Genomic DNA, 12,658 nt, shown 5'->3' on the forward strand with positions numbered 1-12,658 from the left:
CTGTTTCTTACTGCGCTTGCATGTCTGGAATATGATCTGCTGCTTTGGCAACTTCAGCAATATCAAGTTCCAGGGCCTTTGCCAGACGCTCACCATAATTTTTATCAGCCCGGTAAACATAAGAGGTAAAGCGGACCTTGGTTTCATGACTTTTGACCATTTTCATGTCACTTGCCAGATTATAAACTACTTCCCCCTGCTCATAAGATGAGAGATTACGATAAACCTGCCCAGCCTGCGCAAAGTCATCTGTCGGGTGCACTGTCTGTTTTAGTACCTCGCCTGAAACCTGATAACGGCTCAGATTATCAGGGTCATTCTGTGGCGCCTCAGCCCGTATGACCCCCATCCCCGGGTTTGTCTCATCAATTGTCGCACCGGGGTCATCATAACGGCTGGTTGGCTGGTAATTCACATGTCCTTTTCGTGGGCGGATGCTCATGACACCATCCTGATGATCATTCCTGACCTCAATAAGAGGGCGGTTAATGGGCAGATCCTGATAATTTACCCCCACCCTGTAACGCTGCGTATCAGAATAGGAGAAAAGGCGTCCCTGAAGCATCTTATCAGGAGACGGCTCAATACCGGGAACCATCACTCCTGGAGAAAAGGCGGCCTGTTCAGTATCCTGGAAGAAATTCTCAGGCATTCTATTTAAGACCATTGTGCCAATTTTCTTTTCAGGAACCCCCATCCATTCCTTTGTATCATCAAAGGCATCATAAGGCAGGGCCGCGGCTTCTTGAGGGGTCAGGATCTGAACATACAGATCCCATTTGGGGAAATTACCTTCCCCAATGGCTTTATAGAGATCCATCGTCGCATAATTTGTGTCTGCCGCATGGGTGGCCTTTAAATCCATGCCTTTAACGCCCTGCTGACTGACCCAGTGGAACTTCACAAAATGCGTCTCACCCTTGTCATTAATAACCCGGAAAGCATGCACACCCTGACCATCCATATGACGGTAATTAATCGGCATGCCATATTTATCTGAATAGATATAAGTCAGCATATGAACCGATTCAGGCTCATTGGAGAAGAAATCAAACTGATTGTTCATATCCTGCATATTCGTGACAGGATCTGGTTTGAGAGCATGAACAAAATCTGGGAATTTTATTGCATCACGAATAAAGAACACAGGCAGGTTAATTCCAACCAGGTCCCAGTTTCCCTCACTTGTATAGAATTTTGTTGCAAAACCACGAGGGTCACGCGCAGCTTCTGGCGAACCACGATAATTCATGACAGTGGAAAAACGAACAAAGGTCGGTGTCTTCGTGCCCCCTTTAAACAGGGCAGCCTTTGAGAAAGCGCTAAAAGCGCCATTGGCAACGAAATAACCGTGCGCTCCTACCCCACGCGCATGTACGACACGTTCTGGAATACGCTCACGATCAAAATGGGCCAGTTTTTCAATGAGGGCAAAATCCTCAAGAACAACCGGACCATCCTGTCCTGCCGTTTTGGAGTTCTGATTATCAACCGTTACAGCACCCGAATCCTGCCGCATCAAGGACGGCTTGACGGACGGCCCTGTAGAAGGACCAGCCAAAGCCGTTGACATGAGTAAAGGCAGGGAAAGTAAGGATATAAAACTCTTTTTCATGAGTATTTCCTCCGAATTTCTTTTTTTGATCAGTTTTGAGGCTACCTTACTTTCGACAGGGAGAGGAAAATGATATTCCCCATTATAAATAAAGGTATTACCTATAATTTGATATTATAGAATAAGAATAATTAATAAATCATCAAATCACCCTGTCTGTTTCTGTCAGAAAAATTTAAAAATTACATTTTCCCTCTTGCCAGACATTCAAGGGACTGTTAGATGAACGCCACCCACTAAGGGATGCCTTCTGAAAAAGAGGCTTTTACGAAGCGGGTGTAGCTCAGTTGGTTAGAGCGCCGGCCTGTCACGCCGGAGGTCGCGGGTTCGAGCCCCGTCACTCGCGCCACTATATTGGTGGCAGAAAATCATTAAAAATAACTCTGAAGCGATTCGACGTATCCCCTCGAAATATGCGCCTTATAATTCCCTATAAACGCAAAATAAATCTCGCCTCTGTAAACAGACTTAACAACATCTCGGATCTATGTCTTACGCTGTAAAGGAAATTTTCGCCACTCTGCAAGGAGAAGGCGTTCATACCGGTCGTGCCGCCATTTTCTGCCGCTTTGCCGGATGTAACCTCTGGTCTGGTCGCGAAGAAGATCGCGCCAGTGCTTCCTGCTCGTTCTGCGATACTGATTTCATCGGCACAAATGGACCAGGGGGTGGCCGTTTTGACTCTGCTGAAACCCTCGCTCAGACAATCAGCCATTATTGGAAAAAGGAGACATCCGATCCCATAAACCGCTATGTCGTTTTCACAGGAGGCGAACCGTTACTCCAGCTCGATATTCCCTTAATCAAAGCTGTCAAAGCGCAGGGCTTTACCATCGCAGTGGAAACAAACGGTACGATCATGGCCCCTGAAGGCATAGACTGGATTTGCGTCAGCCCTAAGCCTGGCCTACCATTCGTGCAAATAAAAGGCTCTGAATTAAAACTTGTTTATCCTCAAGAAGACCTTCCTCCGTCTCTTTTTGAACAGCTTGATTTTTCTCATTTCTGGCTTCAACCTAAAGATGGTCCAGATTGCGTACAAGCTACATCAGAGGCTGTACGCTATTGTCAGTCCCACCCTCAATGGCGCCTTAGCTTGCAAACCCATAAACTGATCGGCATACCATGACAGAAACGGCCCTCTCCTCAAATCAGAAAGCTTTGGTTCTGTTCTCAGGAGGGCAGGATTCAGCAAGTTGCCTAGCATGGGCACTAACTCTTTTTGATGAGGTTGAAACTGTAGGTTATGCCTATGGTCAGCGCCATGCTGTTGAACTGGAATGTCGTGAAACCTTAAGACGTGAAATCAGTGCCCTCCTTCCTGAAGGGACAAAAAAGCTTGGGGCAGATCATATGATTGATCTTACAAGCCTCGGCGCCTTGTCTGAAACGTCCTTAACGCGAGAAACCGAGATCAGTCTGAATCAGAATGGCCTCCCATCAACCTTTGTTCCGGGACGTAATCTCATTTTTCTTACTTATGCGGCAGCTCTGGCTTACAGGCGCGGCATAAAACATATCATTACAGGCGTTTGCGAGACAGATTACTCAGGCTACCCTGACTGCCGGGATGACACCATCAAGGCCTTGCAGGTCACCCTTAATCTGGGAATGGACCAGCGCTTTGTCCTGCACACGCCGCTCATGTGGCTAGACAAGGCACAGACATGGCAACTTTGTAATCAGATAGCTGGCCCGGACCTGGTAGAAATTATCCGCCATAACAGTCATTCATGCTATAAAGGAGACCGCACACACAATCACGATTGGGGATATGGTTGTGGAGACTGCCCTGCCTGTCAGCTCCGTGCAGAAGGTTGGCGCCGCTATCAGGAGAGTTTATGACATACGAACCTCGTCCCGAACTTGTTTTCACCAGACGTTTCAGTATGGCCCATCGTCTGATTTCTGGTTGTAGCGAACGCTGTGCAACACCTCATGGGCATAATGAATATGTGACCGTAACGTTGGGAGCGGGGAAAAATAACACCCATAAACGCCTTGATGGGCACAGCAATATGCTCCTCCCTTTTGCCGAGGCCAAGGGACGCTGGCACCGTTTTATTGATGAACGGATTGATCATGCTTTTCAGCTTTCTGAGAGCGATCCACTTTTAAGCTGGTTTAAGGAATATGAGCCGCAAAGGCTTGACCATATTATCGTCACGCCTGGAGACCCGACAACGGAAATCATGGCCGCCCTGCTGATGGCCAAGCTGAATGCTTTTCTCCATGAACAGGGCGACAAGCTCGCCTTACAAACGCTTGAACTCCGTGAAACGCCAACTAATGCCGTACGTCTGTCAGGAGACCCTCTTTCCTATCTCCCAGGCTCTGACCCTTCGGCTAAACATCATTGGTGGAACAGAGCTGATGATACGATTTCGGACCTGTAACATCTGATCTTATTGCAAATTTGTATGACGCTTGCTCATTACGTCATAAAGAACGGTATTTCCGTTCGTTAATGCCAACACGAGAGCATCTAATGTCATTAAAGAGGCCTGCTCGAAAAGACTGCCCCCGAATTGACGGCTCTCTTTTACGGGAACTTCAAGCAGTACATCTGTCATTTTAGCTAGACTGCTTTCAGCTTCACGTGTCAGAACCAGTAAAGCGGCTCCTTCTGAGCGGGCCAGTTGGGCAAAATGTCGTGTAACGACTGTTTCCCCCGAACCGGAAATAACAAGAAGTCCGTCATTTTTCCTGATGGAAGGGGCTGTCGCCTCCCCCACCATATGAGACTCATACCCTAAATGCATAAAGCGCATCGCCGCCATCTGAGCAACAAGTCCTGAACGACCCTGCCCTGTAAAAAACCAGCGGCGTCTGGAACCCTCTAACAAAGACAGAGCCTGCGAGAATTGCTTTGGTTTCACATGAAACATAACATCAGACAATTCTTCACAAAGTGCTGATATACTCTGAATTGTCACTGCCTCTTTCATAAGGTCACAATCACTTTCATTGAAGTCGGTTTCAGTGATTCCTTTAACGCATCCTCAGCATGTTCCAGATCAAAGCGCCCTGTAACCATAGAGGCCAGATCAACCTGTTTTGACGCAACCAGATGAGCAGCCAATGGCCATGTATCAGTATAGCGGAAAACACCGGTCAGGCTGATCTCTCTTACCTGAATAGTGGAAACGGGCAGCATCATCTCGTCACCTCCCATACCGACAAGTACGACATACCCAGCACCACGCACGGCAAAAATGCCTGACTGAACAGCTTTGGGAGAACCGGAACAATCAATGAAAGCATCAACACCTAAATCAGAGACACTCTCCTGAGCAGGGTCTATGGTCCTTGTTGCACCATAATGCATGATTTTCTCGCGGCGTTCGGGTTGCAAATCCGAGACAATAATCTCTGCCGCGCCAAAAGCACGCGCTGCCTGCACGGTCAGCGTACCGATCGGGCCGGCACCTGCAATCAATACACGTGACCCCGGCACAATATGCGCTTTACGACAGGCCCAGATACCAACTGACAGAGGCTCCAACAGAGCACCCTCTTCGTCTGATACCTTATCGGAAATCGGATGCGCAAAAGAATCCTGAATCGTTACATAATCCTGGAAAGCACCATCAATAGGAGGTGTCGCATAAAATTCCATATGGGGGCACAGATTATAACGCCCTGCCCGGCACTGGAAACATGTGCCGCAAGCCCGTTGTGGCTCGATTGCAACGCGCTGCCCTAACCGGCTCTCTGAAACATTACGTCCAACACCAACAATGCGCCCTGAAACCTCATGACCCAGTACCAAGGGTTTTTTGACAATAAAGTCGCCAATCCGTCCATGTTGATAATAATGAACGTCAGAACCACAGACACTCACGGCACTGACTTTAATAAGAACCTGATCATCATCAGGCACAGGAACAGGACGTTCCTCAAGCTGTATTTTCTGCGGTCCTGTCAGAACAGAAGCCCTCATTTTAGAAGGGATAGATTCACATGTTTTAAACATAATACCCTCACAATACTGTAGAAATACGGTTAAAAAGGGAGCGCCCTATCACCAGATAAGTCGCCCCAGCCGCAATGACGGAGGCCAGACGGTTCTCCGTCACACCCCCATCCACACCAACAGACAGACCATGAAGTGACGCTTCATGAACCTTCGCCAGCAATGTCCAATCAGCCTGCTGTTTTGTCCCTGGTGGAATCAGCATTACCAACACACCATCAAGAAATGGCAGAAAAGCTTTACAGGAAATGAGTGATGTCTCAGGGGCAATCGCTAACCACGGTTCTTTTCCTGCCTGGCGTATCTTCTGGATAATTTCTGCCGGATTACGCACCCCTTCAAAGGGAAAAATAATTTTCCTGACATTCAGCCGGCAAAGCACATCCAGAAAACGAAGTGCTTTCTCACTTAAAAGGTGAACATCGATAATATTATCAGAATCCTGCCCCAGGACCCGAATTTCTCCAAGGCTTACCCCCTGGACTTCATCAGCAAAAAGATCAGCATGTAACGTAACCTTTGCGCGTGACAGTTCTTGCGCCATCTGCTTTCTCTGTGCATGAGGAACAGCATAAAGGCTGCCACTTAATGTCACCCCAGGAAGAGCATAAACTTTTTTTACAAGCTGATAATTTAAAGTAATTTCAGGACGTTCTTTCATGTCATCATTCCATCAAAGCCCGTCCAGTCTGCCGCAATCAGATAGCGTTTCATGATTTCGTCCCGACTTGAAGCATCTGAAGAAGGAGACGCAGCATGGTCCAATCGCGGCGCCCATTGACGTCTCATCTGCATAACTGGAACTTTCCTGACGATAGAGGCTGCCTGAATTGCCGCCCCACGCGCTGTGGCTTCATCAGCCTCTACCGGGTCTGCAATAAAAACATCACGCCCTGTAAAATCTGCCAGAATCTGCCTATAAGCAGGCGAACGCCCTCCCCCTCCTGTAATCAGAACGCGCCGGTCAGTACAAATCCCTGCCTGATTCATAAGTTTTTCACCCCTGTACAGGGCTGACAAAACCCCTTCATACGCAGCACGTGCCAGATCAGCACGGGACGTATAGGAGGTAAGACCTGCAATCATCCCATGTGCTGTCGGACGGTTCGGTTTACGTTCTCCATCCAGAAAAGCCGCAAAAGATGGTGCTGAAAAAGGGCTTGCTTCCAAGGCAAGCCGACTTAATTCTTCATGATTGACATTCAATAATGATGCCATCCAATCTGTCACACGTGCCGCATTCAGGGTCGAGACAAGCGGTAAAAACCCTCCAGCACAATCAGCGACGCCATCTACTAGGCCGGTTTTATCAAAAACAGGTGTCAGAGACGTCGTAAAAACAACCCCCGATGTTGCAATGGTATAAACAACATCTCCTGGTTCTACCGCCAGTCCAAGAGCCGCGGCATGCTGATCTCCTCCGCCAGGGCCAATAATGACATCTGGGCGCAGATTGAGAGTTTCTGCCGCTTCAAGTGTGATGGTTCCGGCACTTTCTTCTGGTCCCAAAACCTCCGGTAGCATAGCCGCCCAGTCACGATCAGGGTCAATCAGTGCAAGATAATCCAGCACGTAATGATTCTCCCGAGCGTTCCAATATCCCGTGCCCGAGGCCTCAGAGCGATCTGTCACATGACGTCCACACAGTCTGAAGGTTAACCAGTCATGTGGAAGACAGATACGTTTTAAACGGGCAAAATTTTCAGGTTCATTTTCTGCAAGCCACGCAATCTTACTTAAGGTGAAAGCAGCAGTAGGCAGAGAACCGACCGTTTCAATCCAGGATTGAGCACCAATTTTTTCACGCAATTTCTGAAGTTGCGGAGCACTTTGCGTGTCGTTCCATAATTTGGCAGGACGAATAATATGATTTTTCTCATCAAGAGCAACAAGACCATGACATTGCGCTGCAACAGAAATCGCCACAATGTCATGCCGGTCCTGCCCCGATGCCTCTACAGCATTATTGAGGGCCTTCTCAAAAGCATGCCACCATTCGTGAGGATCCTGCTCACTACAAGGCGCATGAGCCGGAGAATGGGGCGCCGATCCGCGCCCCATTAACCGACCACTCTCAAGCTCCCGTAATTCCACCTTACATGACTGGGTTGAACTATCGACACCGACAATAAGAGCCATATAATTTTTCTTTCTTTTGGACCTGAGCCAGAGTTTTATTTCATTTATTGATGATGTTTATGAGCAGCATAAGGCGAAAAACACCCGTCTTTGAGAGACTGCTCAATCTCTTCAAGTGTTTTTCCTTTTGTCTCAGGAACGTAATAATAAACAAAAATTACGGCCAGAATGGAGATCACACCATAGAGCCAGAATACACCTGATGCCCCCATCCATGAGATCAGACTCAGCGTTGTCAAACTAACAATGAGATCTGAAACCCACATGGCAACAGCGGCAACGCCTGTCCCCAACCCACGCACTGAGAGAGGAAAGACTTCTGAGTTTAAAAGCCAGATCACTACTGACAGACTCCCGCCGTTAAAAGCCATGTAAGAAAGCATAGAAACGACAACGACCCACTTGGCAGCACCAGTTGGGTGTCCACCGATCATGGCTGCACCTAAAGCAAATAAAGACACAACCGAAAAGGGGATCATAACCAGAAGTAGACGTCTTCTGCCCCAACTATCTACCAGAAAAGTTCCAAGCACGTTCATAACTAAAAGCACAACGCCCACACCGATCGTCGCTATCAGGGCAGCCGAGTCACCAAAGCCTGACTGGGTTAGAATTGTAGGCGCATAATAAATTACAGCATTGATACCAGTCAGCTGGCAAAAAGCCGAAACCCCAACTGCAGCTATCAGCGCTGGTTTGACCCACGGCTTTTTTAAATCAGACCAGCTACCTCTTGTTTCACGGTTTACTTCTTCAATCTTGACCACTTCCTTTTGTGCCTGAGGTTTACTTCCACGCAGACGGGCGAGAATGGAAAAAGCCGCTTCTTTCTGATGTTGTGTCACAAGCCAACGAGGGCTTTCGGGAAGGAGAAGCATACCAAAAAACAGGACAAGACCTGGTAATGATGCCAAAAGGAACATCATACGCCAGTGACCATGCAACCCATAGCCAATCAAATAGGAGACAACCTCTCCGCCGGCAATCATCACCTGAAATAACACAACCATGCCACCACGCCTGGCAGCAGGCACCAGCTCAGCGATATAAACGGGCATAATCTGTGTGATAGCCCCGACAGCTATTCCCAGAAGGAAACGCGTCAGAATCAGCGTTAAAGCATTTGGAGCAGCACTGGTACTGATCGCCCCGATGATAAAAAGGAAAGCGACAGTCAGAACTGTCTTCTTACGTCCTATCCGATCTGAAACAGGACCACTCCCCAAGGCGCCAACCATCCCACCAATCAGAATAGCGCTTGTAACAAGCTCCTTGCCAAAATCACCTAGATGAAAATCTGCACTGATTGATAATAAAGCAGATGAAATAATGCCCGTATCATAACCAAAAAGGACACCTCCCAAAGCAGAAACAATAACAACAAAAAGAAGTATAGCTTTGTTAGATTTTATATCAGAAGAATGTGTTAAGATTACTTTATCAGAAACTGTCTGCATCATCTGAATTTCCCTTCCATCAAATAGCTCTGGAGAGACTCAAAATTTTCTATAACTGGAATAGACCTTAGACCTTACTTTGCTCATATGTAAGACAGCTCGCTCATATGTGATACAAAGGTATCTTATCCCATACATGAAAGGATTTGTTTGAATGGGACCTGCTGAACGCGTGCAAGCCGTTACAATTGCGCGCCAATATTATCTTGAAGGCATGAGCAAGATTGAAATTGCGGCTCACCATGATCTGTCCCGCTTCAAGGTAGCACGTATTCTTGAGGCCTGTTTGGCTGAAGGCATCGTTCGAATCGAAATTACAACCAGCACATCCCTTGAGACATCTCTTTCAGAACAGCTCAGGCAGAAATTTGGTCTTAAACATGCGCTTGTACTGTCGGGGACATTTTCTGACACCCTCACTCTCCGTGAGACCCTTGGACAGATGGCGGCTGATTTCCTGGAAGAAATTATTACAGAAAATGATGTTTTGGGATTGGCCTGGGGGCGCACACTGGATGCAACTGCACAGAAAATACGCTCACTCCCACCTTGCCGCATTGTACAAATGACGGGGATCGCAGGCACAATCGGAACCAATAATCTGGATCTGATCCGTAAATTCGCCTCCACTTCGCAGGGAGAGGCCGATCCTATTTATGCACCCCTCATCGTTTCAGACCATGAAACACTTTTACGTCTTCAGAGAGAGCCAACCGTTCAAAATGCCATAGTACACTGGCCTGAAATCACTGTCGCAATGATCGCAATTGGCAATTGCAGCCCTGAGGGCTCGCAGATTTATAATATTCTTTCTGGAGCTGACCGTCAGGAACTCACACAAGCTGGTATGGCCTGTGAATTTTGCGCAATTCCCATCGATCGCAACGGTAAGCCACTTCACACAACATTAGAGCACCGTACACTCGGGATTCCTTATGAAATACTTCAAAAAATCCCTGAAGTGATCGCTGTTGCCGGTGGCCTTTCGAAGTTAAGCGCCATTCAAGCCGCCCTTAAAAGCGAAACCATAACCTCACTTATAACAGATGAAGAAGTCGCCAGAGCTTTGATTGAAAAAACCCCTATCAAAAAGCCATCTTGATTGGCGATTATCACATAATTAAGAGCGTTATTTTATGAAAGCTTCATCAAGGACAGGACTTCCTGCCTGGCCTGTGCATTATCAGCCCATAAACCATAGGCCTTGCTTGTCACTGTTTTAGAACCGGGAGAGCGCACCCCGCGCAGGCTCATACACATATGCTCTCCCTCTATAACAACCAGGACCGCCTTGGGTGCCAAGACCTTGACCATCGCCTGCACAATCTGGTCTGTCAGACGTTCTTGTAATTGCGGCCGTCGAGCATACCCTTCCACAACACGAGCAAGTTTGCTCAAACCTGTCAGGCGGCCACCATCTGGCAAATAGGCTACGTGAGCCACACCATAGACAGGTAGTAAATGATGCTCACATGTGGATTGGAAGCGAATATCCTTTACAATGACGGCACCACTATGATTATCGGAGCTGAACTGTTTTTTAAGATGCTCCTGTGGGTCTTCATAAAGACCAGAAAAAACTTCCAGAAACATCTTAGCAACACGATCTGGAGTTTCTATCAAACCCTCACGCTTTGGATTCTCCCCTAATGCCAATAAGATTTCATGAACAGCATGCGCAATACGCTCCTGAGCATGAGCAGGACATGATATAGCCCCCGCCTTTCCCTCTTCTATTGATGAAGATGATAAATCTTTAACTGACATAGGAATCCTCTAAACCCCAAAATGGTGCCTGACACCGTCGAACGACATCCCCCTCCAAACGGGGAAGATGCGCTAAAGCGTCCTTTATGGAACGCCCCGAAAGCGTTAATGCTGGAACAAGCTCATAAAGCGGTTCAAGGACAAATGCACGTTCAAAAATACGTGGGTGTGGCAGGGTGAGAACAGGTGTTTCAATCTCTTTTTGTCCGTAAAAAAGTATATCTATATCCAGAGCACGCTCTCCCCAATGACGCCCTGGAATTCTGCCAAGAAGTGTTTCCGTTTCCTTACACAACCTCAATAAGGCTTCAGGACTCAAAGCTGTTTTACCTATTAGGCACAGATTTACGAAAGGTGGCTGGTCTTCCACCCCCCATGGTGCACTGTCATAAAGCGCTGAAACTCTATCAATCTGGACAGAATCCGCTCTGGCCAATAGCTCAATAGCCGCCTTGAGCGTTGCCTCACGTGCTCCGATATTGGCCCCCAAGGCCAGGCCAATCGTTTCAATCCGTTTTTTCGTCACTTCAACCGCCACTTCCCTAACCGTATAGGGCAGAGGGGCTGATGGTTTACGTATTTCTATATGGACCTCAGTCACCTGACTATAATGTTCAAGAACTGCCACAGCAACACGATCTGCCAGCGTTTCTATCAACTGAAAATTAGCTTGCTGGCTGATAGCAGACGCAATCTTACATAACTCACTATAACAGACAGCCTGCGTATAGTCGTCATGGCAGATAGCCTGGTCAATTTCGGCCCAGACATCCATATTGATGAAAAAACGCTGCCCAAGACGTGTCTCCTCAGGCAAAACGCCATGATGAGCAAACAGGCAGAGATCGCGCACGGAAATACGCGTCACAGAAGGTTCGATCACGCTACCCTCCGGAGCATATCGTCAAACAGAATCGCATCCTTATGTGCCTTGACATCATGCACACGGATAATACTGGCTCCCTCTCTGATGCCATAAAGATTGGCTGTAATCGTCGCGGCAAGGCGGTCTTCTTTCGAGCGTCCCAGAAAATGGCCAAAAAGCGACTTACGCGAAAGCCCCAGCAGGACAGGAAGCTTATATTCCTGCCTTAACCATGACAGAAACCGGATTGCATCAAGGTTTTGTTCAGGCGTCTTTCCAAACCCTATACCTGGGTCCAGCACGATCTTCTCACGAGCTATGCCGGCAAAATGTGCTTTCTCAAGAGAAATATCAAAAAAACGACGGAAATCCGCTTTTAAGTCAAGAAGAGGATCAACCGCATCACGATTATGCATGATCACTGTATAAGCACCATAATCAGCAATCGTTGACGCCATATCAGGATCACGATGCAGCCCCCAGACATCATTAATCATGACAGCCCCTGCCTTCAAGGACTGTCTGGCCACAGCTGCTTTCATCGTATCAACCGAAAGATAAACCCCTTTAGCGACCAGAGCAGTCACAACAGGTTCCAGACGACGCCATTCTTCCTCAGCAGTGATCGGGCTGTAGCCCGGTCTGGTCGATTCAGCGCCACAATCGATAAGGTCAGCTCCATCTTCCAACAAAATAGCGGCATGATGAGACGCATCTTCCGGCTTATAAAACTGTCCACCATCAGAGAATGAATCAGGTGTGACATTAAGAATACCCATAATCAGACAAGGGGCTTTTCCCTCATAACCAGCCCTGATTAAGTCCCCGAACATTTTCAA

13 protein-coding genes and 1 tRNA gene are annotated in these 12,658 nt (G+C 47.6%); 5 read left to right on the plus strand and 9 right to left on the minus strand.

Going from position 1 to position 12,658, the window contains the following annotated elements; all coding sequences use genetic code 11:
* Positions 1-7 precede the first annotated feature (7 nt).
* Positions 8-1,615: a catalase gene (locus AC3B6P_RS01585; RefSeq protein ID WP_489804406.1), complete on the minus strand. Its 1,608-nt coding sequence runs from the start codon at positions 1,613-1,615 to the stop codon at positions 8-10.
* Positions 1,616-1,887: 272 nt separating this feature from the next.
* On the opposite strand from AC3B6P_RS01585, the gene AC3B6P_RS01590 reads away from it, so the two are divergent.
* The 4 genes from AC3B6P_RS01590 (at position 1,888) to AC3B6P_RS01605 (ending at position 4,011) form a co-directional block, all read left to right on the plus strand.
* Positions 1,888-1,964, plus strand: a tRNA-Asp gene (locus tag AC3B6P_RS01590).
* Between the two features lie 138 nt (positions 1,965-2,102).
* Positions 2,103-2,744 (plus strand): 7-carboxy-7-deazaguanine synthase, encoded by a 642-nt coding sequence (queE, locus tag AC3B6P_RS01595; RefSeq protein ID WP_489804407.1) that lies wholly within the window; start codon positions 2,103-2,105, stop codon positions 2,742-2,744.
* On the plus strand, positions 2,741-3,460 hold the full coding sequence (queC, locus tag AC3B6P_RS01600) for a 7-cyano-7-deazaguanine synthase QueC (protein WP_489804408.1): 720 nt from the start codon (positions 2,741-2,743) through the stop codon (positions 3,458-3,460). Before queE ends, queC begins: the two co-directional genes overlap by 4 nt.
* Positions 3,457-4,011 carry a 6-pyruvoyl trahydropterin synthase family protein gene (locus tag AC3B6P_RS01605; protein WP_489804409.1) on the plus strand — a complete coding sequence of 185 codons (555 nt, stop codon included), beginning with the start codon at positions 3,457-3,459 and terminating at the stop codon, positions 4,009-4,011. Before queC ends, AC3B6P_RS01605 begins: the two co-directional genes overlap by 4 nt.
* A gap of 9 nt (positions 4,012-4,020) precedes the next feature.
* On the opposite strand, the gene AC3B6P_RS01610 is transcribed toward AC3B6P_RS01605, so the two are convergent.
* Genes AC3B6P_RS01610 through AC3B6P_RS01630 form a run of 5 tightly spaced genes read right to left on the minus strand, consistent with a single transcriptional unit; the run spans position 4,021 to position 9,190 of the window.
* Positions 4,021-4,563 carry an SIS domain-containing protein gene (locus AC3B6P_RS01610; RefSeq protein ID WP_489804410.1) on the minus strand — a complete coding sequence of 181 codons (543 nt, stop codon included), beginning with the start codon at positions 4,561-4,563 and terminating at the stop codon, positions 4,021-4,023.
* Positions 4,560-5,591, minus strand: coding sequence for an NAD(P)-dependent alcohol dehydrogenase (locus AC3B6P_RS01615; RefSeq protein ID WP_489804411.1), 1,032 nt, complete (start codon positions 5,589-5,591; stop codon positions 4,560-4,562). The genes AC3B6P_RS01610 and AC3B6P_RS01615 overlap by 4 nt, the downstream gene beginning before the upstream one ends.
* A gap of 7 nt (positions 5,592-5,598) precedes the next feature.
* Positions 5,599-6,252, minus strand: coding sequence for a beta/alpha barrel domain-containing protein (locus tag AC3B6P_RS01620; RefSeq protein WP_489804412.1), 654 nt, complete (start codon positions 6,250-6,252; stop codon positions 5,599-5,601).
* Positions 6,249-7,730, minus strand: a complete 1,482-nt coding sequence (gene xylB / locus AC3B6P_RS01625; protein WP_489804413.1) for a xylulokinase — start codon at positions 7,728-7,730, stop codon at positions 6,249-6,251. The genes AC3B6P_RS01620 and xylB overlap by 4 nt, the downstream gene beginning before the upstream one ends.
* A gap of 44 nt (positions 7,731-7,774) precedes the next feature.
* The gene (locus AC3B6P_RS01630; RefSeq protein WP_489804414.1) at positions 7,775-9,190 is read right to left on the minus strand and encodes a sugar porter family MFS transporter; all 1,416 of its coding nucleotides are present in this window, start codon (positions 9,188-9,190) and stop codon (positions 7,775-7,777) included.
* Positions 9,191-9,341: 151 nt separating this feature from the next.
* Here AC3B6P_RS01630 and AC3B6P_RS01635 point away from each other — a divergent pair, with 151 nt between their 5' ends.
* Positions 9,342-10,289 (plus strand): sugar-binding transcriptional regulator, encoded by a 948-nt coding sequence (locus AC3B6P_RS01635; protein WP_489804415.1) that lies wholly within the window; start codon positions 9,342-9,344, stop codon positions 10,287-10,289.
* Positions 10,290-10,321: 32 nt separating this feature from the next.
* Here AC3B6P_RS01635 and folE read toward each other — a convergent pair whose 3' ends face one another.
* From folE to folP, 3 genes are read right to left on the minus strand one after another with little or no spacing between them, the layout of a single operon-like run.
* Positions 10,322-10,954: a GTP cyclohydrolase I FolE gene (folE, locus tag AC3B6P_RS01640; RefSeq protein ID WP_489804416.1), complete on the minus strand. Its 633-nt coding sequence runs from the start codon at positions 10,952-10,954 to the stop codon at positions 10,322-10,324.
* On the minus strand, positions 10,944-11,837 hold the full coding sequence (folK, locus tag AC3B6P_RS01645) for a 2-amino-4-hydroxy-6-hydroxymethyldihydropteridine diphosphokinase (RefSeq protein ID WP_489804417.1): 894 nt from the start codon (positions 11,835-11,837) through the stop codon (positions 10,944-10,946). The genes folE and folK overlap by 11 nt, the downstream gene beginning before the upstream one ends.
* Positions 11,834-12,652, minus strand: coding sequence for a dihydropteroate synthase (gene folP / locus AC3B6P_RS01650; protein ID WP_489805519.1), 819 nt, complete (start codon positions 12,650-12,652; stop codon positions 11,834-11,836). The genes folK and folP overlap by 4 nt, the downstream gene beginning before the upstream one ends.
* Positions 12,653-12,658 lie beyond the last annotated feature (6 nt).

The sequence above is a fragment of the Aristophania sp. ESL1142 genome (genome assembly GCF_058107345.1).

Bases quoted from the DNA above. Each gene is read 5' to 3' on its own strand.
- queC (WP_489804408.1), top strand. From the start codon at position 2,741: ATGACAGAAACGGCCCTCTCCTCAAATCAGAAAGCTTTGGTTCTGTTC.
- AC3B6P_RS01620 (WP_489804412.1), bottom strand. From the start codon at position 6,252: ATGAAAGAACGTCCTGAAATTACTTTAAATTATCAGCTTGTAAAAAAA.
- folP (WP_489805519.1), bottom strand. From the start codon at position 12,652: ATGTTCGGGGACTTAATCAGGGCTGGTTATGAGGGAAAAGCCCCTTGT.
- AC3B6P_RS01605 (WP_489804409.1), top strand. From the start codon at position 3,457: ATGACATACGAACCTCGTCCCGAACTTGTTTTCACCAGACGTTTCAGT.
- queE (WP_489804407.1), top strand. From the start codon at position 2,103: ATGTCTTACGCTGTAAAGGAAATTTTCGCCACTCTGCAAGGAGAAGGC.
- AC3B6P_RS01630 (WP_489804414.1), bottom strand. From the start codon at position 9,190: ATGATGCAGACAGTTTCTGATAAAGTAATCTTAACACATTCTTCTGAT.
- AC3B6P_RS01585 (WP_489804406.1), bottom strand. From the start codon at position 1,615: ATGAAAAAGAGTTTTATATCCTTACTTTCCCTGCCTTTACTCATGTCA.
- xylB (WP_489804413.1), bottom strand. From the start codon at position 7,730: ATGGCTCTTATTGTCGGTGTCGATAGTTCAACCCAGTCATGTAAGGTG.
- folE (WP_489804416.1), bottom strand. From the start codon at position 10,954: ATGTCAGTTAAAGATTTATCATCTTCATCAATAGAAGAGGGAAAGGCG.
- AC3B6P_RS01635 (WP_489804415.1), top strand. From the start codon at position 9,342: ATGGGACCTGCTGAACGCGTGCAAGCCGTTACAATTGCGCGCCAATAT.
- AC3B6P_RS01615 (WP_489804411.1), bottom strand. From the start codon at position 5,591: ATGTTTAAAACATGTGAATCTATCCCTTCTAAAATGAGGGCTTCTGTT.
- AC3B6P_RS01610 (WP_489804410.1), bottom strand. From the start codon at position 4,563: ATGAAAGAGGCAGTGACAATTCAGAGTATATCAGCACTTTGTGAAGAA.